Below are 23,470 nucleotides of genomic sequence, written 5' to 3' on the forward strand. Positions count from 1 at the left end.
AGCTTTTTACAAGAAAGGATGCAAGCCTTGGGTTTTTGTTTCTTTTGGGCTAAGCCAAAAGAAAGAGCCCATCGGCGGCGGTGAGCCGAGGCAAGCCAGAGCATGGGGCAAAATAAAAAAGTACAGCGGAATAGTGAAAGCATTAAGGTTCCCGCCTGCGTGGGAATGAAGGACGTGTCAGAAATATTTTTAAAGGTTAAGTACAAAGATCTCTCCACTGCGGTCGAGACGACGATTGATCCTGAATGAAATTATTCGTAACATTCCTCTGCTCCCTGCTACCGGCCTGGCAGATTTTCGCAGAAAAAAGCACGAAAATCTATGCACTTCCGCTCATTAACCCACAACCCAAGGCAGAATCAAGCTTGTGTGCTGGGATAAGAAAGGGGTAAGAAGCCTAGAGGCTGCCGCAATCAAGATTTTCGTAGCTTTTTACAAGAAAGGATGCAAGCCTTGGATTTTTGTTTCTTTTGGACTAAGCCAAAAGAAAGAGCCCCTCGGCGGCGGTGAGCCGAGGCAAGCCAGAGCATGGGGCAAAATAAAAAAGTACAGCAGAATAGTGAAAGCATTAAGGTTTCAGCCTGCACGGGAATGACGATCGCATTAGAAAAATTTTTAAAAGGTAACATACAAAGATCTCTCCACTGCGGTCGAGATGACGATTGAATGAAATTATGCGTAACATTCCTCTGCTACCGGCCTGGCAGATTTTCGCAGAAAAAAGCACGAAAATCTACGCACTTCCGCTCATTAACCCACAACCCAAGGCAGAATCAAGCTTGTGCGCTGGGATAAGAAAGGGGTAAGAAGCCTAGAGGCTGCCGCAATAAAGATTTTCGTAGCTTTTTACAAGAAAGGATGCAAGCCTTGGATTTTTGTTTCTTTTGGGCTAAGCCAAAAGAAAGAGTCCATCGGCAGCCAGCCGAAAACAACTCCTGCCAGTAATTACGGCAAAGATTGCTTTCCCGAAAGGTCGGGACAGGCTGCCGGCTGAAAAAGCCGGCAAAGCAACGATGGCCTAACCGATGATTTTTTATAGGCTTATCTACAAATGCTCATCCTGAACTAGCGATTCACGTCAAGCCTTTTCCCGGCAAGGTCTTCCCAACGGTAAAAATGAAAGGTCTTATCATCACTCATGGCCACCAGCAAACCATGTTTAAAATCAGCATTTAAAGGTATTGAAACCACATCAATTCCGTCGGTTTGGTTAGCCGCATATTTTAAGGTGCTTAACAGCGGGTGCTGGTTTGGCTTACCATCTTTGCCTGTTCTGCCATATACCTTTAACTGCCTGCCCCCCTGATCTGAAACCAAAATATATCCCTTATTACCATGGATTTTATAAATAGCAATCCCTTCATTATCTACGGCAAAATCACCCTGCCCAAACAATGCCAGCTGTTGATTGCCTTTTGCCGGGTCTGCATAATATTTCCGAACGCCAAACTGTTCGTCACAGTAATACACAAAACCCAATTCATTATCTACTGCAATAGCCTCAATTTCCTTTTTACCGCTGTAGCTGCCAAACCTCCGCACTAAATCTGCCTTTACATGCCCATGGCCATCATCCTTTAAAAGGTATTGCCACAAATATCCGCCTTCATTCGGCCCGGATTTCCGACCAACTATGGCATAAATTTGCCCTTTAGGATCAGTATACATCGAAATCCCCATCAGGTCGCGGTATTCTGCTCCGGTTTCCCCGACAAAAACCGGGATGCCACCATTATCAACAGGTGTCATATCAGGCAAGCTGTACATCCGCAGTTTGTGCGTATAGCGTTCGGTAGTTACGGCAATATCAGTCTTTTTACCGTTCAGATTTAAACCATAAGCAATATCCACATTATTGGGCCGCTTTAAACCCTTAACTGTTTTCGATTTGATGATCTTTCCTTTCAGGTCAAAAACATATAATCCGCCATTGGTATCTTTATCCGTACCAATCACCAATGATTTTGCCGGATTGGCCTTGTTAACCCAGATGGCCGGGTCATCGCTATCAAAATCAACCGGATCGGATACATATAAAGGTTTTACTTCATTATTATTCATTTGCTGTGCGCCGCCATTACAGGAAAGGCTTAGGCTTAACACCACAACTGATGCGATGTATATGAGGTTTCTGTGCTTCATTTGATTATTTTGTGCCATATGCGCCAATAAACGCAGCTGGTGCTGGTGAGGTGTAAGTTATTCCGTTTTTCATGACAATTTCTGCCTGATGATGACGTGTAAAGTTGGTAATCCCTTTGTTTAAAGCTGGTGAATTCCCCTGCAAATGAAAATCCCAGGCAGTATTAAAATCTGCATTGTTTACAGCGGTATTTAAAGGATAATTTACAAATTTAGGATCATTCGCACCTGCAGCACTACTGATCACATCATTTTTACCCCCAATAATATCGCCTTTAGGCTGAAACTGATTCACCGTAACCTGGTCAAAACCATAATACCAGTTGTTGCTGTATACAGAGCGTGAATCTTCCGGTTTTTTAGGATCTCTTTTAACACCAAAACGGGTATTGGCAAAGAGATTATTATACAAATCAGCCCGTACAGTACTTTCCAGCCATACTGAACCACCTTTTGCCGTTGGTCTTCTCCAGCCGGTATTCACCATAGTATTATTATAGGCAATAATATAGGCTTGCGGTACCTTATCGCCGGTATTGGAAAGTTTTAAAGCATTGGTGTTGGTACTGTAAATCAGGTTATAAGCAATATCTGCCAAACAGCCCGATTTAAAGTTCATGGCCTCACCACCGCTTACCCCTGTAGTGTAGAAAATATTGTTGGCAAAAATGATTTTTCCACCTTCAATATAGGTACAATCTTCCTGCAGGTTTCTAAAAATACTATTTTGCACCACCAATTTACCTTTGGCATTGGCAAACCAAAGTGCTGGCAAATTTTCACCTGCAACGGCTTTGTAAAGGCCCATTTTTACCGAAGTGGAAGCATCTGAGGTAGTGGAGCCGGCATACTCAATAATGGCGTGATCCAAAACCAGTTCTTCGCAAGTTGGACCGGCCAGTATGCCACCCCAAAGCTTACCAAATTTCTTTTGGGTGGTTTTATAAAATTCATTTACCGTAAATTTAATCGGGTTATCTACCGTGCCCAGAGCATATAAATTGCCTTTTACCACAATTTCAGGTTTAGCTACAGTATCCATTAAAATGGTTACGCCTTCTTCAATGGTGAGTGACTTACCTTCCGGGATAATGATATCGCCTTTTATTACCTGCGTACTTCCTTTTGCCCAAACACCGGATACTTCTCCGATGGCTGAGCCATTCACCTCGCTCGTATCTACATCAATATTGGCTTTTTCGCATCCGGCAAGGGCCAACACCAACAGGATGAGTAATTTAAAAATCTGATTCGATTTCATCTTTTTATATTTTAAATTGTCGATTAGTTAAACTTATACCTGAAACCCAGCAAATAGCTCTGTCCGTAGTAATCACTTCTGATCAGTGTGTGCCCATCTTTAACCAGATCTTCATTGATTTTATCATTCTCAGGGTTGGTACCTTTAATAAATAATTTAGTAGGGGTATTTAAGATGTTGTTTGCCTTGATAAAAACACTGATCCCGCCTTTGAAACGTTTCTCGGCCGAGGCATCCATCTGAATAAAACCTTCCTGCCATAAATCATTATTGAGGAATTGTGAAACGGTATTGATCCGCGGACCTGTGTAAGCACCGGCCAGCTGGGCATCCCAGCCCTTTTTAGTATCCTTAAATAATAAAGAAAGGTTTCCGATATGTTCAGACTGTCCGAAAAGTGGACGTTCCTGATCTACTGAAAGCGCCTGAATATCTCCTGTAATTGCATTAATGATTCGGGTTGTTTTAGGCGTAGTAATGCGGGAGTGCGTATAGGTATAATTCGCCTTTACCCCTATCTTGCTGAAATACTTGATATAATCTACCTCTGCACCATAGTTATGAGCTGTACCGAAATTTCCCGGAGTATAGTAAATATCCTGTCCGCGAGTCGCATCAGCCTGAAAAGTATATTCAATAGGATCTTTAATCTTTTTATAAAAAGCACCAACCATTAACTGTTCTGATGCACCTGGAAAAAGCTCGTAGCGTAAATCATAATTATCGGCCAGGGCACGCTTCAAATTTGGATTACCTCGTTCCTGAAACTCTTCATTAACAACCTTTCCAGGTACAATTTCATAAAACCCTGGGCGATTAAGTGCCTTATAATACGAAGCGTGCAATTGTGCTTTTTCGGTTAAAAAGTATTTTGCCGTTAGGCTCGGTAATACATCAGTATATACTTGTGATCCCTTTGGAAATGTTTCTCCGGCAGAAAAAAGCAGGTTATAGCCCTGGTTGGTGTGCTCAATTCTGGCACCACCTACTACTTCCAATTTTGATACGCTATATTTAAACATCCCATAACCTGCACTGATTTTTTCCGATGCATCATAGGTTAAGGGATTAGCCACCGCACCTGTTGGGTTGGTTACAATTAAATTCAAATCAGTATAGTTCTGAAAATCTACCCCATAAACACGGCCTGCATCGGCAGCGCCCGGTGAGAGTGTATAATTATTGAAAAAGCTGCTGCGCTGTTTATTGCGGTATAACCCACCAGCCATTACATCCACCTTGTTATTTCCAATGGCGAAACGGTAAGTGAGATCTAAATAGCCTGCTAAATCTTCATCGGTATTGCGCTCCCACCTGTGGTTTACAGGAGAAGTATTTACCAAAGTTGTTCTGCTGCTTTGAAAGTGCTGCTGTAAGCCATTCAGGCTGATGCTGGTATTATCCGGCACCTCGTTTTTGGCTGAAGAATAAACCGCCGACCATTGTACCTTAAATTTATCAAAGAATTGATGATCGCCATGAAGTGTGCTGTTGTAAATCTGTTGTTCAGTTAAACGGCTCCGGGTATTGTAAACCAGTTCAGCATTACCAGCCGTTGGATTGTAAACACTATTGTATGTTGTGGTCACCGCATCTCTGAGCTGCTGATTTTTTAAATTAACGTAAACATTGTAAAGCGTTAACTGGTGATTTTTATTGAAAACATAATCTACCTTTCCATGTAAACCTGTACGTTGCTGTTGCTCTGAAAATTCACGATAACTTTTGCTGGTAATCACAGCATAGGCATCTGTTCCGGTAACGGCATTATTATAAAAAGTACTGTTGCTGCCGCGATAAGTATTCTGATAACTACCGGCCAAAACTACGCCTAACTTATTATCTAAAAACCGCTGACTTAAAGATAAACTCCCGATAAGGTTTGGTGCCGGATTTTTATATTGATAATCAAGCGTTCCTTTAGTGAAATCGTTTTGGGTGGCACTATAGCTTTTACCATTACGTTCATAAGGTGATTTGTGTTGAATATCAGAAGCATTATAGCTGGCAAATTTGCGGTCGAAAAACAACTGGTTATAGCCGGTAGAAAGATTGGCATTTACCTGGAACTTGCCCGGCGCATTTTTCATCACCATGTTGATTCCACCGCCTATGGCATCACCCTCCAAATTTGGTGTTAACGTTTTATAAACTTCTAAACGATCCAGCAAATCAGCCGGAAAAAGATCAAGCGGCACGTATCGGTATTTATTATCCGGACTTGGGATCTTTACCCCGTTCACCAGCGTATAATTGTATCTTTTATCCATGCCCCTTAGAATAGCGTATTGCCCGTCGCCATTGCTGTTCCGCTCAATGGATACACCAGATACACGCTGCATCACATTCGCTACCGTTAAATCGGGTGAAATTTCAATGGCTTTGCCCGAAACAATATTCATTACCTGAGTGGCATTTTTCTCCAGTCTGCGGGCACCCTGGTCTGTTGAACTTACCGGATTTGATTTGATCGTGATATCATCCAGCCGCTTCGAATCACTTTCCATATAAAATTTTAAGTGTTCATTATCTTCCTTTGCCACTGTAAAGGTTTTGGTAATGGTTTTATAGGTGATATAACTTACACTGATAGAGGCTGATCCCGTAGCTACCGCTTTAAATTCGAAAGTTCCATCAAGGCCGGTATTGGTTACCCGCCTGGGGTTTTCCATCACTACCGTAGCACCAACAATGGCTTCCCCGGTTTGCTTATCGTAAACGTGTCCCTTTATTTTAGTGGCATGGGCTGTGCCCACACAAAAGAGAACAAAAAACAGAATTTGTAATAGTTTATTCATTGTGTTTGGTATGTCTGTTATGATCGACGGAACAAAGGTGTATACCCCGGTTCACAACAAAAAATTAATAGGGTTACATAAAGGCAACAGCGTTACAACAGGCATCAACGAAAAGGCAACAACAATAAATAAAAAACTGAATGACAACACCTTAACTATTAATAGAAACGCCGTTATGCTTTTATTATCGTTACATTAACTAATTGTTAAGCCTCAAAAACAACTGAAATAGCACACGAAATTCAGCAGCGATGTAACGCTTAGAGTGCCTGTATAAATGCAGAAAGGTTATCACCCTGGGCCAGGTTGAGTTTTCGCCGCAGCCTGTAACGCGATACCCTTAAGCTATCTGTAGATATGCCCAGCAAAGTGGCAATATCAGCAGAATCGAGGTTCATTTTGAGCAGCGCAATCAGTCGCATATCTGCCGAGGTAAGCGCATTACTAAATTTTTTCAGGTTTTCCAGAAACTGATGGTGTACCTGTTCAAAGGCTTGGGTAAACTCTTTCCAGTTGCGTTCATGGTTAAAGCTCTGGTTTATCTCTGTCAGGATTTGATTCATTTGCTTTTTCTGATCCCGCTTATCATCCTTCACCATCGCCTGCAAGGTGTTGCGCAAATTTTCCAGGAACTGATTATGCTTGATCAGGTTTAAGGTATGGTTGGATAATTCCCTGCTTTTCACTTCCAGCTGTTGTTTCAGGTGCTGCTCTTCCAGTTGAAGATTCTTCAACTCCAGACTCGTTAAATCATGTTCAATTTCCTTTTGCTTAGCCAACATCTGCTGATCCCGAAGTCTCAATCGCTGCCTGCTGAAAACCACAAATCCCAATACCACCAGCAGTAAGGTCACAATAGTAGCCGAAGCGATGATAATGCGGTTAAGTTTTTTATCATTTTGCAGCTTATTGATTTCATCAGATTTTTTATTAATATCATAAAGCACCTGCAAAAAAGCCACCTGCCTGGCCCCGTCTTCAGAGTATAAATCCAGCGTATATTTATAGCCCAGCTTAACATAGTGATAGGCACTATCCATCTGGTTAGTCAATTCATAAGCCTTACCCAAATCCCTGTAACATGATGCCAGCTGGTAAATATTACCCAGTTTATCTGCCAGGTTCATAGCAGCCTTTGTTTGTACTATACTTTCCTGGTAATGCCCTGTTTTACGTAAAATATCACCCAGGTTATTAATCACTTCAATACTGGCAACCTGGTTTCTATTCTGCTGATATAAACGGAGTGATTTTTTAAAATTGAGATCAGCCAAATCATACTTTTCTAAATCTTCATAAATGCTTCCTATATTTTCATAAATTTTGGCTGCACCGGCCAGATCGTTATTTTTCTCACTTAATTTTAAAGCAGTTTTCTGATAATTAAAGGCCTGTTCATAATTCTGCCGCTTTTCATAAAGCTGCCCGATATGCCCATATACAGCTGATTGTCCGCGTAAATGGTGTAACCGCTGATATGTTTTGAGTGCAGAGCGATAACACTTCAGTGCTTTATCCGGTTGTTTAATATAAAAATAGAGCACGCCAATATCACACTGGGTAGCCGCCAGCATCAGTGGTTTATTTGAAACATCAAAAATTTTATCGGCTTTAAGATAAAACTCTAAAGACTGCCTGAAATGCCCCTGAACGTAACACACCTTCCCCATTTGCTGCAGGCATTTTCCTTCCAAAATTACATTGCCATCTTCTATAGCTTGCGCATATATTTTTTTCAGCTTGGTAAGCGATTCAATTGGTTTTTTAGCGTCCTGATCAAAAAAAGATAATGGTCCGGCTTTCTGGCTGTAAACGGTCGAGATGGGAAATATGAAAAATAAACAAATCCAAAAATACTTCATCATGCTAAAAGCTGGTTTTTCAGCAAAGTAAGCGCTTGCATGTTAAATTAAGGTTAAGCAGATCGCTTGATCAGGATCTCTTTTCTTAAGAAGATTTCATAGCATTGCGTACCAGGAAAACTTCATCGGACTCAACACATTTAAATAGTAATCATCAGCTAATTTAAGGATGCAAATCTGCTTTCTAATTTGTTTAGCCATTTTTCTCTTTTTTCGGGCGTAACCATTTTAACTCGATTGAAACTCATCCATTTTCTGTTTTTATAACCCATTTTCCAAAATGTACCGAGCAGCATTGCCTTTTTTATAGCATTGCCAAAAATTAAGGCATAAAGCCAGCCGGGCGTGTTCATTGTGGTAATCATGGTTACACTTTTTAATTTGGTGAGCAGTGGCTTCATCAACGTATTTGAGGCATCCTTATAATCATATGCAATGCCAGGAAAAATTACTTTGTCGATAAAACCCTTCATCATGGCGGGCATCAACTCCCACCATATCGGGAATATAAAAATGATGTGATCAGCATCAATTAACCGTGCCTTGTAATCGATTACAACCGGGTCAACGGGCATTTTTCTACGGAATGCGTTTAGGTCATCAGCTGTCATCACCGGGTTAAACCCATCCCGATCAAGATGAATTAAATCAACTTCATATTCGGCTTTTTTTAGTCCTGCTGTGACAGATTGAAGGATAGCGTTACAATAACTTCCTTCATATGGGTGGTTGAAAACGATTAATACTTTCATATTTGTGCTTTTAAATGATATAGCACAAAAGTGATTCTTTACAAAATGGAGGACGATAACAATTGTTAAGTAATATTATTTCCGGTTTCTGATCCTGCTAAGGAAACAGATGTAATGCCGAGATAAGAGGCGATGTAGTGTTGAGGTACACGCTGTAATATTTTTGGATATTGTGTCAGCATATTTTTATATCGCTGTTCAGGATTATCTCTGATACGGGATAGAAACAGTTGCTGATAAAAAACCAACCTCTGAAAGATATGTTCTTCAACTTCATTTTTAACCTGACCAGATTTTTCTATGATGGATTGGAAATCTTTTTTGGTAATATATTCAAGCACTGAAGGTTCTATACTTTCTAAAAAGAAATTGCTAGGAAGGCCAGATCTAAAACTTTCCAAAGAAGATACAAATTCCCCCTCAAAGAAAAACTGAAAGGTAATATCTCTGCCATGATCATTGAACCAAAGCCTTAAGCAACCATTTTTGATTAGAAAAGCATGTCTAGCGACCGCCCCCTCTTCTAACAAAATTGTTTTTGCCGCTACCGTTTTAGGCTTAAAATAAGGACTAAACGTTTCTGGTAAAACTAATGCTGATAAGGTATTTAAAATCATTAGGTATATTTTAAATGGTGAACCACAAATCCAGAAACAGAAAAGTGGAACCTGTAAATGATTCCACTAATTTAAGTAACAAATTTCGCAAAAAGAATTGATTAACTTTTACTTCGCTTAACGGTCATGCGTTTAGCCAATCTGTTCTGTTTCTTTTCTTCATCACCCAAAATTATTCCCCAGGGTTTCAAACTTTCAATCCGGTCGAATATAATTTTAAGTACGGCAATCACCGGGATGGACAGAAACATTCCGGATATACCCCAGAGCATTTCACCCACAATTACGCCCAATACGGTGATTAAAGCATTAATTCTCACTTTAGATCCCACTACAATCGGCAACAGTACATTACTGTCAATCAGGTGGATAACCACCAGGGTAACCACCACCAATATTACTTTGGTTAACACGGCTGCAGTAGCAAAAGTGATTAAGGTGCTTAATAAAAGGGCCACAAAAATCCCGATGTACGGAATAACATTTAGAATTCCTGTGATTAACCCAAGCAGGATGGCATATTTGATGCCCAGCGCCCAGAAAATAATACTTAACGCTGTGGCTACAATGCCCATTTCAATCAGGAGGCCAATAATATATTTCCTGATAATGTATTGCACTTGCTCAATGATGTCATAAACCAGTTTTTTATTCTCTTCCAGAAAAACCGAAACCAAAAACTTCATAATTAAGCTACGGTATAAGAGAAAGAAAAAGGTATAAATAAAAGTAAAGACCAGAAAAAGTAAAATGGATGAGAGTGACAGCACGGTGGCACTCACTACCGTTGTACTGGAAGCCAGTGCTTTAGTGGTAGCACTATGTACATAATTAAGTTGGTGTGCCGCATCAATATTAAAGCGGGCATCAATCCACTGTTGAAGATTTGATATTGAAACGTTTAATTGCTCTTTAAACTGAGGCCAGTCTGAAGCAAGGTTACTCAGCTGTGACCCAATCACATAAAGCACGAGGCAGATGATGCCCAGCATCAGAATTACAGATAACATCGAAGCCGCACTTCTGGGCAGGTTAAATCGCCTTTCAAAAAAAGAAGCCATCGGCAACAGCAAAATGGAAAACAAGCATGAAAAAATCAATGGCGAGAGAATTTCTTTCGCGATGATGACCAGGTAACCAAAGGCAATCAGGCTAACCAGCACGCACATGGTTTTGACATAAAAAGGGCGTTGCGAAAATTGAAGATCCATAACTATATGTTGTAAGGGTTTATATTGGTAAGCTGATTAGCATTGTTGTTTTTAAGTGGGAACATTTTCTTCATCCAATACCTGTGGCTTTTTCTCTTCCGGTTTGGCAATGCGTTTTAATATATACGATAAAACCATAGCGAAAATGACGTAACCCACAAAAATTAAATATCCGGGTTGTAAACTGCTGTTATTCTCAGTGACGGTTTTCAATGGTCCGGTATCCATATTGAGGTTAGAAAGCTGACTTTTTAAAATGCCATTTAAACCGATATAAGTCATGGCGACACCTACCACCATCACATCAGACATATCCCATTTGCCAGATTCAAAAGCCAGGTAGCGCACTACCTTACTTTCAGCAAAACGATCGCTGCCCCATACATGCAGCCCCTTCCCCAACAGCCTCAAAACAGGCAGTGCAATAACAAAAAGCATTAACAGCGCGCCAACCAAAATCGAATCAGGTTTGGGCTGCTTCATTAAGGTTTCAATAATCCCCAGAATACTTTTGCTTTGAAAAAATAACACCTGATTGGTAAATGCGATATTTTCATCAAAAAGCTTAAAGTTCAGGGTTTGGATTCTGGCATCTACTTCAATAATGGTAGTGGTAATACCCGAGGCCAATAATACCAGGGCAAACAAAAGCGACATGATAAAAAGTGTAGTTTGCAGTCCGGTCTTTTTTCTTAAGATGAACCACAATACCAGTGCACAAAGTACACAAGCCATCATGGCATAAGCATAATGGTAAGTGAGGTTATTGATGGCCCTCAGCTTATTTTTAACTGACTGATCAAAGGCAGACGCATTTGAGACCTGATACTTGGCAAACATCTGGCGCGTCATGGCATTTTTAGCAATTTCAGTTTTATCATAAGTTTGATCTTCCAGCTGATCCATTTTACTGTTCGCAATGCGCTTAAGCCTTCTTTTACTTGCCGGACTATTAATCTTGGTGATAATCGTTTTGGAGAAAACAGGAACCAGCGCGTGGAGTTCATCTTCGTCTACAAAACTGTTAAAAGCCAGTTTTTTGAGTTTACCACCAAGGCTTTTTTGCGGTTTATTAATTTGTGCTACTGTTTTATTGATTAAGCCATTCAGCTGATCAGTAACCTGAGCCTGTAAGGCTGCTTTCTGTTTGGCTGTCATACTGAAACCATTCACTTGCTGCCCTACCACGGCAGAAATTTTCTCGCGCCATTGGTCAACAGAAAAAATACCAAAGGTAATGCTGTTCACCACGCTGTAATCTTCTTTTATCTGCTCCTGCTCCGCAGAAATGGTATGCAGGCGATAGCCAAAATAGCTTTCCCCGCAAAGCAAAATCCCCAGGCCTGCAATAAGCAGCATATTGGCCACGGTGGTTTTTCTTTTGGCTGGTTGTTGAATATGATTTGTCAATGCTGATTGTATATGATGGTGAAAAATACTTTTAAGTGAGTTAGTGCGAATCGTGCGGCGTAATAAACTTTAAAATGGTAGACAACGTTAATCCGTACAGTACAAAGCTGATAAAGATGATGTAGCCGGGCTGAAGTGCAGTATTATTGGTCGTGATGATGGTTAAAAGATCACTATTGATGTGCAGACTTTTCAGTTGAGCCTCCAGCAGACCATTCAGGCCGATGTAAGTCATTAATATCGCAATTACAATTACATCTGCCATGCTCCACTTGCCTGATTGAAAAGCAAAATATTTAATAAATTTATTTTCGGCAAACTTCTTGTTGCCCAACAGGTGAATACCGGTCGAACTCAATTTCATAATTGGAAACAACACACTAAATACCAGGATCAAAATACCTACTAAAATTGAGTCAATGGCTGATTGGCCGATTAAAACCAGTACCACATCCATAATACTTTTACTCTGGAAAAACAGTACCTGATCTTTAAATACCACATGTTCGCCCAGCAAGGTGAAATCAAGAGATTTAATCCGTGCATCTACCTCAATCATAGAAGCGGTTAATCCAACTGCCAGTAAGATAAAAGCAAAAAGTAATGACATTATAAACAGTGTGGTATGCAGTTCAGTGCGTTTTCTGAAAGCCCACCAAAGCGATAGTACGACCACAATGCAGCCCAGCATTCCAAAAGAATAACCATAGGTAGATTTCCGGATGTCAGCCAGGCTGGTCGTAAATTTTTGATTCAATTCTTCCGTTGATGATACCTGGTACTTTTTGTACATGCCCTTTGTGGTGGTTTCAATAGCAGTCAAAGTACTGTCAATGGTTCCGGTACGTTCCATTTCTGTAAATTTACCCATGGCCATTTTACTCATCTTTTTCTTATTCGCTGCATTATCAACCTGGGCAATAATGGTTCTGGCAAAGGCAGGGGCCTGCGCTTTAATCTTATCTACATCTACAAATGTATTGATCACGAACTTTTTGATCTTTCCATCCACCGTTTTCTTTGGCTTATTTACCAAAGCCTCAGCCTTATCGACCAAGGCTACAATGACCTGTTCCACTTCCGTTTGCAGTTCCTTTTTTTGACTCTTGGTCATGTTAAAATTCCGTACCTGGTGGTGGATAATCGCAGCAACCTTATCATGCCATTGCGCTACCGAGAAAAGACCATAGGTGATGTTGTTGATATCAGCATAATCTTTCTTAAGATGTTCCTGTTCACTTGAAAGAATGTGTAATCTATAGGCAAAAAACCCCTCAACGCTAAGTAAAATGGCGAGGAAGAGAATCAGCAGGATTCTGGGCACAAAAGATTTTGTCCCGTTAACGGCTTGTTGTGGTGTAGTCAAGTGTATAAATTTAGGTTTGTTGGCTGAACGGATAGTTAATCTGCAAGTTAAAACTGGTGATCAATCAAAAATATATGGTGCTAAATAAATTTGTTACTGGCCCATGGCAGATGGATGAATCATATCTTAATCTGCCATCATTCCATTTAATATTGGTTAAATTAGATAGCTTAACAGCCAACTGCCGAGATGGTTTTACCAAATGGATAATATAGTTTAAAGGAGTATGATTTTTAAAGCCATTTATCCAAACGCTTTGCATTTTTGATCGTATCAGCCCTGATAAATCAAGATTGGCACCAAGCATATCGCCTCCAATATATTTCTGGAATTTCATCTTTCTGAGAGGGATATATACCCAAAAAGCCAGTCATTTTTTAATGACCGGCTAATGATTTTTATACATTTTGAATATCCTGCGGATAAAATTTGATTTCAGCACTACTCTCCGGGATCTGACAATGCAATTAACATGGCACCACCAATAATGGCAATTCCGCCTACGATGATTTGCCAGGTGATTTTCTCCCTTAAGAAAATGATGGATAACAAGATGGCAAATACCAGCGAAGAGCGTTCTATGGCTGAAACATAGGATGCTGGCCCCATAGACAGTGCTTTATAAGAAAATAAGGTAGATAGAGAGGTAAAAACACCCGCTGCCAGTAAGAACATCCATGCATTTTTTTCTATACCCTTCCAATCGCCAATATTCCCCTGATAAAGTACAACGCTCCAGGTAATGAGCAAAATCAATACCGCCTGTATGGCGAAGGCCAGGCTAGAATCTACATTTTTCAAGCCGGCTTTGGTTAATACGATTACCAGCGCCGCTGATATGGCAGCAAGCACTGCCCATAATATCCACATGTTTATCTTTCAAATTAATTTTAAAGCATCCGAAATGGTCAATGGTGATTATTCTTCCAGGCCTCTGCCGGTTTTATGCTGCAGTTCATCAATCCGTTTTGAAGCTTCAGATTTACTTAAAGTATCATCAAATGCTTCACCCGCTTCATCAGAAAGTGTTTTAAGATAAGATTGCTGTGCGCCCGTCATAGGTTCGTCACCTGTAGTCCACTCATCCGGATCTTTGATGGTATTGGATCCTTTTGCCTGATGGTTGTTAATTTCTTCCGTTTGGTCTTTTCCGCCTGCTATCGGTTGCTCGTCTTTGTTTATCATTACCTTTTATCATTAGTTTGATATAGGAACAAATCTTTTGATTCAAAAGTTTGGCGGGATTTCGCCAGGAGGAAGATTATGCGTAAAGCCAGGCAGTTATCGTATAGCTGAATTTAGCGCGATGGTAATTTCAGAAAGCCTGTCATCCAGAACCTTTCAGGAAAATAGATCATATTGCAGGGCAGATCATTTACGATGATAAAAAGCCAAGCCACTTATCTAAAAGAAGTTAGTTATTACTTAAACCTTTGATATTAAACAATATAGATACACCGGCAGAACTGAGGTTACCTTCATATTTTCCAATACCGGTTAAGGGAACTTTTAAAAATGGCTGTAATCCAAGACTTAAACGTGAATTTACTTTACGCTCCACCCCTATTGAAAAATTGGCAATGCCCATAAAATGCTTGTTACCGGTAACCTCTTCATTGGTCACTGTTAAATCGGGGCCGCTGGTTAACTGGTATTTTTCATTCAACATGATGTAGCTGGAAAGTCCGGCACTCGCATTAACAGTGATGCTTCTTTTCTTGAAAACCCGGTAATTGATATTAACAGGTATATCAAGCACTCTACAATCTGCATTTACCTGCCACGGGCCGGCGCTATAACCAGGTAAGGATGCACCTGAACCATTATAATCGTATATTTTTTTTGCATAAATAACACCTGTTGTAATTCCTATTTTTTGGGTTAATGCATAGTTCATCATTAGACCAAAATTAGTACTGACTTTATTACCCACACTCGAACTGGTAGATGAGATATCTGGTGCCGCCATTACCGTTAAAGAAAACCGGTTTGGCGTAACAATCTTCTGCAAATCTTTTCCTGAAGGCATTGGTTTGCCTGCACTTAAGGTCAAGGGCAGTAGCCCATCCGTTTTCAGCTGTGCCAGTGATGCATTATTAACATCTTTTTCATCTATAACAACCTTTGATAAAACAGGTTGCAGGTTTCTGATCGCAGCGGCAGGTATACTGGCTAAAGCATGTTGCTCAGCCATAACAGGGGCTTGCTTCTCTATTGACGGTTTTTTCCCTTCAGGATGAATCAGCGTATCAGCAGTGGTGTTTTCAGGCGATATTAAAGGCTGGTGTTTTTCTATCCGGCTTGCCGTATGGTTGTTTTTAGGTGTGTTAAAAAAAATAAAAAATACTAAAACTGCAGCTGCTGCCGTAGCGCAAAGACTCCACCAAAGTGGAAAATTCGTTCTTTTATCCTGTTGATCAAGTTTTTTGGACATTTCCGCCCAGTCTGGCTCATGAAAGGGAATATCAATCTCATCCAGCCCCTCTTTAAACAACTTATCCAGATTATGCTCGTCTTTCATTATTAATCCTGATTTTTTCTTGGTTAGAAACAACTTTCATTCTCGCATTCAGGGGTTCCATATCCCTGATCATCTCCTGAAGCCTTTGCCTGGCTTTAAAGAGGTTTGATTTGGAAGTACCCACTGAAATATTTAAGGTTTTTGCAATCTCATCATGCGAATAGCCATCAATGGCATACATATTAAAAACAACCCTATAGCTTGGTGAAAGACTTTGTACTAACATTAATAACTCTTTGTAAGCCATTTGTTCGTACACAATGGCCTCCGTACTGTTTTGTTCATATTCACTGATATCATCATAGGTGGTAAAGCGCAGGTTTGCCCGATAATGATCGATCGCTGTATTCACCATAATCTTACCTATCCATGCTTTAATGGGTTTGGCAGGATCATACTTATTTATATTATTGAAAATCTTTAAAAATCCGTTGTTCAGTACATCTGCCGCTTCAAAATCACTGATGGAATATCTTTTACATATCCCCATGCAGTAACTGTAAAATTCTTTGTATAGCAGATGCTGACTGGCTCTATCCTTCCTGATACATCCACTAATAATTTCGTTCACTAACAAGTCTATGTTATTGTTTTGTTCTTCTTTATACACGGTATACGGGACAAGCACTCAAAAGGTTGCCAAAGCTAGCAAAAATACTTTAGAAGAATTTAAGCAACTGTTTAATAGCCGTTTAAAAAAAAACTAAAACAATTTGAATCCATGCAGGCAACCTTTTGCCTGACAGCGCCGTAACCCTAATAATTAAACAATTTTAAAATTATCTTTTATGAAACTTAAATTCAAGAAAAACTGGTCTCTGTTCGCTCTTTTATTCGTTACCGTAATTTCTTCCTGTTCAAAAAACAATGTGGCCAGCCCCGATCCAGCAACTGCAACAGGGAAAAAAACATTGAAAACAGTTTCAAATGCAAACTTTGGAACAGTCATCACTGATGGAGATGGCAGAACATTGTATTTCTTTTCTATGGATGCCAATGGCAGTTCAGGCTGTACCGGTGGTTGCGAAACAGCCTGGCCGGTATTTCTAGCTGACGATCTAAGCAGCATGCCCGGTTTAAACGCAGCAGATGTTTCAACGATTACCAGGACAGACGGAAAGAAACAAACCACCTACAAAGGCTGGCCATTATATTATTATGCTGGTGATGTAGCGGCTTTGGATATTAAAGGTGATGCTTCCGGAGGCACCTGGTTTGTGGCCAAGCCAGACTATTCAGTAATGCTGGCGAATACGCAACTGGTTGGAAACGATGGAAAAAACTATCTTGAAAATGCTACCGCTGGCGATGGCATTACCCAGTACCTCACCGATGCATCGGGCCGTACACTCTATGCATTCGCTCCGGATACTTATAATGTAAATACTTACACCAAGGCCGATTTAAGCAATAACAACATCTGGCCGATTTATGAATCGGATGTATTAAATGTGCCTTCTGTACTTTCAAAAAATGTGTTCAGCCAGATTACAGCCGCAGGAAAAAAACAGCTGACCTACAAAGGACATCCACTATATTATTTTGGACCAGATGCTAAACGTGGCGAAACAAAAGGTGTGAGTGTACCAAATCCTGGTGTTTGGCCAATTCTGACAAAATCTACCATTGCCTTAAACCCATAACGATGAAAAAAAATCAGAAACTAATATACGCTGCCCTGGTTGTCGTATACATCTTAATGAGCATCAGTTGCTCTAAAAGACAGGCCGATGAAATGGTTCCGAAACCCACAAATCCGGGTGGCGGAACATCAACGGTTACTTATACCAATTTTACGCAAGCACTTATTCAAACAAAATGCGCTGGTTGCCATGCGCCCGGAAGGTCTGTAGCATCTGTATGGACTTTCAATGGCCTGGCATCAATTACAAGTAATGAAACCAGAATCAGACGGGTTGTACTGGAAACCAAATCAATGCCCGTTGGAGGTTCATTAACTGCTGCAGAGCTCTCATCACTACAAGAATGGTTTGATCACAAAATGCCTAATTAATTATGAAAAAAATACTTTTTTTAGCAGTAATGGGGTTTTTCTGCCTCCCTGCTTTTGCCCAGATCATCAGTACCAACAAAGCTCAGGTTTCTTTTTATTCCAAAACACCTTTAGAAGATATTGAGGCTAAAAGTGTGACCGGTAATTCTGTCATCGATGTAAAATCTGGGAAGATTATCTTCAGGTTAAATAACCGCTCATTTGACTTCCCTAAAAAACTGATGCAGGAACATTTTAATGAGAATTATATGGAGTCTGACAAATATCCTACATCTGAATTTAAAGGGACACTTTCTGCGCCTATTAATCTGGCAAAAGACGGGCTTACTAAAATGGATGTAGATGGAACGCTTAATGTTCATGGTGTAACTAAACCATGTAAAGCAAAAGTAGATATCCTTGTTTCAAAAGGTATAGTTACCGCAACTTCAACTTTCAAAATTAAGATAGCAGATCATAAAATAGATATTCCGACAATCGTTTTCAAGAAAATCGCTGAGGAAATTGATGTGCGAGTTCAGGCTACCTATTCAGAAAAGAAATCATGAAAAAATACACAAACAAACTAAGTATCTGTCTGTCAATCCTGGCCATTATGATTTCATTTAAAGGCTATGGGCAGGATGATCTGGAAAAGGCCATGGCTACGTCAGGCGGAAAGAGTGAAAAGGTGATAGCTACATTTAAATCCACCAAACTCATTAATGGCCATACCAATGAAACACTTTATAAACATGAACTGGATTTCAAAGTAGATCACCGCTTTGGTGATATAGCAGGAAGTAACGGCGGGATAAAAAAGTTTTTCGGACTGGATAATTCAACTGATGTACGGATTGGTTTTGAATATGGGTTAACCGATAAATTAACCGTCGGACTTGCCCGTGCAAAAGGTGCAACCGCTGTGCAACAGCTTTATGAAGGAAGCCTCAAGTATCGTTTATTGGAACAAACAGTAGACAATAAGGTACCCTTGGCGGTCACGCTTTTCGGGAGTAATACCATTGCCGCAGTGGAAGCCAATAAAGATGATCCTACCGCAGCTACTTCGTACCGGAATTTCGGTGAAAGAATGAACTGGGTGGCACAAATTATCCTGGCCAGGAAATTCAGTTCTAATTTGTCCTTTAGTTTAACGCCAAGTTATGTACACCGAAACCTAACCACCTTCAGAGATCCGAATGACTTGTTTGCAATTGGTGCCGGCGGAAGATTCAAATTTACCAAACGCATGGCCCTGGTAATTGATTATTTTCTTCCTTTTCGAAATAAAGCTGATAAAGAATACGTAGAAGCACAAAGGGCAACAAAATTCTATAATCCGCTTGGTGTAGGCTTAGAAATGGAAACCGGTGGCCATGTATTTCATATCAATTTTACCAATGCAACTGCCATTCAGGAAATGCAGTTTATTCCGGAAACCACAAGCTCTTGGTTGAAGGGGCAGTACCGCTGGGGTTTCAGCATTTCCAGGAGATTTTCTTTTGACCGCAAAAAAGCAAAATCTGAAGGTAAGGAATAATGAATGGACATTATTCGACAAGGTAGATGAAGTATAAAATAAATCAGATGCAACGGATGCTGTTTTGAACCTGAGATTTGACATCTTTTATATTTATCAGATTGATTAATCATAGCTTCCCTTCCATCAAAAAAATAATTTAAAATTTTAAAACAAAACTCAATTTAAGTGGTTTTTATACTACATCTACCTAAAAAACTGATCGTATACTTTGGTTAGTTGACCGATCAAAGATAAGGCTGCCCTTTAAACAGGCAGCCTTATTTATTTTTGTCCCGGCGACCAGACAGCAGATCATTCTTCCATCTTCCTTTAAACGTTCAGATAGCTCTCACTTTCAAGTTTTAACTTTTTAAAAAAACTTTTTTGAATAAATTACCGTTTTGGATTAGAATTTTATTAATTAACATCAAGATGCCAATACATAGGGGGAAACTGCTCAAATCAATCATTCAGAAAAGCGATATATCTATATTCGATTTATCAAAAGCCCTGGAATACTCCATAGATGCCATTCACCACCACATTGAAATGGAAACACTCGATTTTAAACTCCTGCTTGCCTATGGTGAAGTTTTAAAATATGATTTCTCCGTTGATTTTCCCGAAATGAAAAGCCTGACAGCAAAAGAGACCTTTAACATTGAAGTAATGAACTATGATGAACTGCTGAAAGACCGCGATCACTGGAAATTGAAGTACATTCAACTACTTGAAAAACACAATGAACTGCTGATCCGCAGACTCAATTTTTCTTCATCAAACTAACAGATCCTGAAATGATAGGAAAAATTCATTCCTATCATTTCATTCCTTCCTCTAATCCACCAGTTTTCATAAACATGTTTTCAATTTCGGCATGGTACTTTGGATCGCTTACCTGGTAAAGCTCCTTCAAAAAATCAACGGAAACCGGTTTTGGATTCGGGTACTTATGCCTGGCCAGGAAATTTCTGAGTGCCAGATTTACCTTCTCTTCGCCAATCAGTTCGCTTAACCTGTACATGATTACCGCACCTTTGGAATAGGAAATGTGAATGTCTTCATTTTTCACCCGGTATAAGGGTTGTTCAGTAGTAAAGCCTTTTTCATCCAGATAAATCCCCAGGTGCATTTTTATTTTCTCCAGCAGTTTTGCCTTGCCGTGCATCTTTTTCAATAGCATCATCTCTGTATACATCGCCAGCGTTTCTGTAAGCATGGCTGCACCATCCCTATCATCGGGCGAGATCTGATTATTCCCCCACCACATGTGCGACAATTCATGGCCTGCCAGTTCATTAATGACGTCCTGCTGCCTATCCCCCTTAATATTCGCATGAAACAACATATCTTCGGTCATAAAAATTGTTGCAGGATAGGCCGTTGCGGCAAAACCTTTGGTAAAGCCGGAAACCTCGGCAAAACGAATGGTTTTAAAGGGATAAGGACCAAAATTGTTTTCGCAATAATCCAGTGTTATTTCTGCATTTTTAAGCAAATGCGCTACATTTTCAGCATGAGCAGGATGGTAATAAATTTCAAAGTTTTTCCCCTTATAAAACGCCTTTTTAATGGCATACTTTGCAGCTGAGATAGCAAATCGAAAAGGAATTGGTGAGCTTGTTTGGTATTGAAAGTAATTTCTATCTGCATCTTTCCATTGCCTGTTGAGTTCACCAACACCAATAGCAGTTTGCTTCAACGGTGTGGAGATTACCATATTCAAATTGATGAAATCATCATTGGGCACTTTAGGCGCATCAAAAGCCTTTACAGCCGTAACCGGACCTAGTCCGAATGGCTTCCTGCGGCTTTTACCTGTTATTTCCTTAGTTGACAAATAACCAAACTGCGGATAAAACCTGCTGATGCGCATAAATGAGCCATTTTGTAAAATGGCATTAAACGACTGGTGTCCGTTCACAGCTTTCCATGAATAGCGGATACTAAACTCAAAGCTGGCTTCCTGATTTGGCAACAAGGCTTTTCGCAATCGAATGAATTCGTATGGCTTTTTGATCCGGATCTTTTCTGCACCATTTATGTAAACAGCATACTCCACATCCATTTCATTACCCAGGTTGACAAGCAGCCCATTGATGCGCTGTTTTGTTTTATTGACGAGCTTATAGTTACCACGGATATGATAAGCATTTTTTTCCGGGAACAAATCTACTTGTGTAGTTACTTCAGTAACAGTAGGCTGTGGCAGGTGCTCGTATTTCCTGTAAGCAATTTCATAAGCAGCCTGCCGTTGCAAATCATATTGTTCATTTTTAGGCCGGTAACCCTGCATCAAAATACTTCCCATACTAAAACTCAGGACTACAGCAAACAGTAAAGCAATCATGCCAGGCCATTTTAACAACTTCCCTTTGGGCAGGTTGAACATAATGAGCAATAGGGCCACTATCCCAATCCCAAAACATAATCTTTCTACATAAAAAGCAGTATAAGCACCAAAGCCATTCATATCACTAAACACCCCTTGAAAAGGTTGTAAAAACTTCACCAAAGGATGACTGAAAACCTTTTTGCCTAAGGAAGTGGCCATGATCAGCGCAAAAAGAGCAGTTAAACCAAGGCCGGCATACTTTTGCCTGATCACCTTCTGGATCAACAAAATAAGCATCCCCAATAATACCAGTGGAAAACTATTAAACAGGAATACATGCGCGTAAACCCACCATTCTATAAAAGGATAATGATACAGCAACTGAAAAAGAATACCTTCCAGTATGATCAGTCCGCTAAACAAAAAGATCAAAATGGCCAGTGACAGGCATTGGGCAAAAAAATGGAATTTAACATTGCCCGCGGTATCTTCAATCAGATTAAAGTTGGCATTTTTGCTTTTCCAGTAAATTTCATGCGCATAATATAATACCGCAATCATACATAAGGCATGAAAATCCTGGATGATGGTACTTACCATTAAACCTGAACTGGCATATTGTTGCGGGATCCTGATGCCTTTTTCTATCTCCCCATACATTTCCATCCCTACATAAAATAGCAGGGCCATTGCGGTAATGATAAATGGTATACTTTTAAAAATATAAACCAGATCCATCCTGACAAATGAAACCAGTGCGTTGAATTGCGCCTTAAGATGATCACTTGTTTTAACGGGTTGATAAGCAGCCAAAGTAATGTGTTCCGTACTCTCCACGCGAGCTGCAGTTCGCTTATATTTTTGGATTTTAATTAGCGAAGTCTTTTTAATGCCTAACCATATTGAACCCGCAGAGAGAACAAGTACGGCAAATCTGTTGAATAAAAACAAGCCACTTAATTCTACTATTTCTGAATTTCGCTGTGCTACCGACCAGTGCGCTGTCTGGTAAAAAAAGGCAGAAAAGCCAAAGGGATCGAATAATGCAGCAATAAACTGCGCCTGATCGGATTGTGGCATACTTTGCGCCATCAAGGGTGAACCAGAATAGATCAGGGCCACCATATACAAGATATACAACAGCAGGCCGCTTACATACACCAGTAATTTATTCCGGCTAAACCACGCTATAGTGCTTAATACCGAAGTGGTAAATAAAGTATTGATCAGCGTGAAAACCACCATCGGATACCAATACCAGTTGAATACAAATCCGGTATGTTGTGCTGAAGATTCTCCAAATGCATATCCGATAAAAAAACTCATAATCAGCAATAGCATACATGACAAGCTCAGCGATAAAAGTGCGGCATACCTGCCTGCAAAAAATGCATTCTTCTTTATGGGTGTGCTAAAGAGCAGGAGTTCAAAACGGGCATCAGCTTCCCTGAAAAGCAATTGCGAGGCAAACAAAGTACTAAAAAAAATCGTCACCAAACTAACCAGGTTAGTGATTAAACTAATCTGGTAAGGTGAATTATCAAAAACATCTTCCCCAACCGAAAACCTGGCATGGGCACCACCCAGAACAGCCAGTATAGTAAGGAGCAATAAAAGGGCGTAAAAACCTGGCCTTTTAAAATATCCCTGAAGATCAAAAAGAAATATGGCTTTCAT

General features: G+C 40.1%; 19 protein-coding genes. 5 read left to right on the top strand and 14 right to left on the bottom strand.

Annotated elements, in window-relative coordinates; translation table 11 throughout:
• Positions 1-1,065 precede the first annotated feature (1,065 nt).
• The 13 genes from CBW18_RS05895 to CBW18_RS05965 form a co-directional block, all read right to left on the bottom strand.
• Positions 1,066-2,142, bottom strand: a complete 1,077-nt coding sequence (locus CBW18_RS05895) for a phytase (RefSeq protein WP_088301297.1) — start codon at positions 2,140-2,142, stop codon at positions 1,066-1,068.
• Between the two features lie 4 nt (positions 2,143-2,146).
• The gene (locus CBW18_RS05900) at positions 2,147-3,403 is read right to left on the bottom strand and encodes a hypothetical protein (protein WP_088300393.1); all 1,257 of its coding nucleotides are present in this window, start codon (positions 3,401-3,403) and stop codon (positions 2,147-2,149) included.
• 23 nt (positions 3,404-3,426) lie between these two features.
• Positions 3,427-6,201: a TonB-dependent receptor gene (locus tag CBW18_RS05905; RefSeq protein ID WP_088300394.1), complete on the bottom strand. Its 2,775-nt coding sequence runs from the start codon at positions 6,199-6,201 to the stop codon at positions 3,427-3,429.
• Between the two features lie 260 nt (positions 6,202-6,461).
• Positions 6,462-8,066: a tetratricopeptide repeat protein gene (locus tag CBW18_RS05915; protein WP_088300396.1), complete on the bottom strand. Its 1,605-nt coding sequence runs from the start codon at positions 8,064-8,066 to the stop codon at positions 6,462-6,464.
• A 155-nt stretch (positions 8,067-8,221) separates the two neighbouring features.
• Entirely contained in the window at positions 8,222-8,815 is a 594-nt protein-coding gene (locus CBW18_RS05920) for an NAD(P)H-dependent oxidoreductase (RefSeq protein WP_088300397.1), read from the bottom strand.
• A gap of 65 nt (positions 8,816-8,880) precedes the next feature.
• Positions 8,881-9,432, bottom strand: a complete 552-nt coding sequence (locus CBW18_RS05925) for a Crp/Fnr family transcriptional regulator (protein WP_140418636.1) — start codon at positions 9,430-9,432, stop codon at positions 8,881-8,883.
• Positions 9,433-9,533: 101 nt separating this feature from the next.
• Positions 9,534-10,643, bottom strand: coding sequence for an AI-2E family transporter (locus CBW18_RS05930; RefSeq protein WP_088300398.1), 1,110 nt, complete (start codon positions 10,641-10,643; stop codon positions 9,534-9,536).
• 51 nt (positions 10,644-10,694) lie between these two features.
• Complete coding sequence (locus tag CBW18_RS05935; RefSeq protein ID WP_253248973.1) at positions 10,695-12,053, bottom strand: paraquat-inducible protein A; 1,359 nt, start codon at positions 12,051-12,053, stop codon at positions 10,695-10,697.
• A 40-nt stretch (positions 12,054-12,093) separates the two neighbouring features.
• A complete protein-coding gene (locus tag CBW18_RS05940) occupies positions 12,094-13,419 on the bottom strand; it encodes a paraquat-inducible protein A (RefSeq protein WP_253248974.1) in 1,326 nt (441 codons plus the stop codon).
• Positions 13,420-13,860: 441 nt separating this feature from the next.
• Positions 13,861-14,289 (bottom strand): EamA family transporter, encoded by a 429-nt coding sequence (locus CBW18_RS05950; RefSeq protein WP_088300400.1) that lies wholly within the window; start codon positions 14,287-14,289, stop codon positions 13,861-13,863.
• Between the two features lie 48 nt (positions 14,290-14,337).
• Positions 14,338-14,604, bottom strand: coding sequence for a DUF3072 domain-containing protein (locus CBW18_RS05955; protein ID WP_088300401.1), 267 nt, complete (start codon positions 14,602-14,604; stop codon positions 14,338-14,340).
• 229 nt (positions 14,605-14,833) lie between these two features.
• Positions 14,834-15,940 (bottom strand): hypothetical protein, encoded by a 1,107-nt coding sequence (locus CBW18_RS05960; RefSeq protein WP_088300402.1) that lies wholly within the window; start codon positions 15,938-15,940, stop codon positions 14,834-14,836.
• On the bottom strand, positions 15,924-16,511 hold the full coding sequence (locus tag CBW18_RS05965; RefSeq protein ID WP_216359203.1) for an RNA polymerase sigma factor: 588 nt from the start codon (positions 16,509-16,511) through the stop codon (positions 15,924-15,926). The genes CBW18_RS05960 and CBW18_RS05965 overlap by 17 nt, the downstream gene beginning before the upstream one ends.
• Positions 16,512-16,728: 217 nt before the next feature.
• On the opposite strand from CBW18_RS05965, the gene CBW18_RS05970 reads away from it, so the two are divergent.
• From CBW18_RS05970 to CBW18_RS05990, 5 genes are all read left to right on the top strand, one after another.
• Positions 16,729-17,583: a hypothetical protein gene (locus CBW18_RS05970; protein ID WP_088300404.1), complete on the top strand. Its 855-nt coding sequence runs from the start codon at positions 16,729-16,731 to the stop codon at positions 17,581-17,583.
• 2 nt (positions 17,584-17,585) lie between these two features.
• A complete protein-coding gene (locus CBW18_RS05975; RefSeq protein ID WP_088300405.1) occupies positions 17,586-17,954 on the top strand; it encodes a cytochrome c in 369 nt (122 codons plus the stop codon).
• A 2-nt stretch (positions 17,955-17,956) separates the two neighbouring features.
• Positions 17,957-18,502: a YceI family protein gene (locus tag CBW18_RS05980; protein ID WP_088300406.1), complete on the top strand. Its 546-nt coding sequence runs from the start codon at positions 17,957-17,959 to the stop codon at positions 18,500-18,502.
• Positions 18,499-19,476, top strand: a complete 978-nt coding sequence (locus CBW18_RS05985; RefSeq protein WP_088300407.1) for a DUF5777 family beta-barrel protein — start codon at positions 18,499-18,501, stop codon at positions 19,474-19,476. The genes CBW18_RS05980 and CBW18_RS05985 overlap by 4 nt, the downstream gene beginning before the upstream one ends.
• Positions 19,477-19,890: 414 nt before the next feature.
• A complete protein-coding gene (locus CBW18_RS05990; RefSeq protein WP_088300408.1) occupies positions 19,891-20,244 on the top strand; it encodes a hypothetical protein in 354 nt (117 codons plus the stop codon).
• 34 nt (positions 20,245-20,278) lie between these two features.
• Here the strand turns inward: CBW18_RS05990 and CBW18_RS05995 are convergent, their stop codons facing one another.
• Positions 20,279-23,470, bottom strand: a complete 3,192-nt coding sequence (locus tag CBW18_RS05995) for a M1 family aminopeptidase (RefSeq protein WP_088300409.1) — start codon at positions 23,468-23,470, stop codon at positions 20,279-20,281.

The sequence above is a fragment of the Pedobacter sp. AJM genome (assembly GCF_002197755.1).
Classification (GTDB): Bacteria; Bacteroidota; Bacteroidia; order Sphingobacteriales; family Sphingobacteriaceae; genus Pedobacter.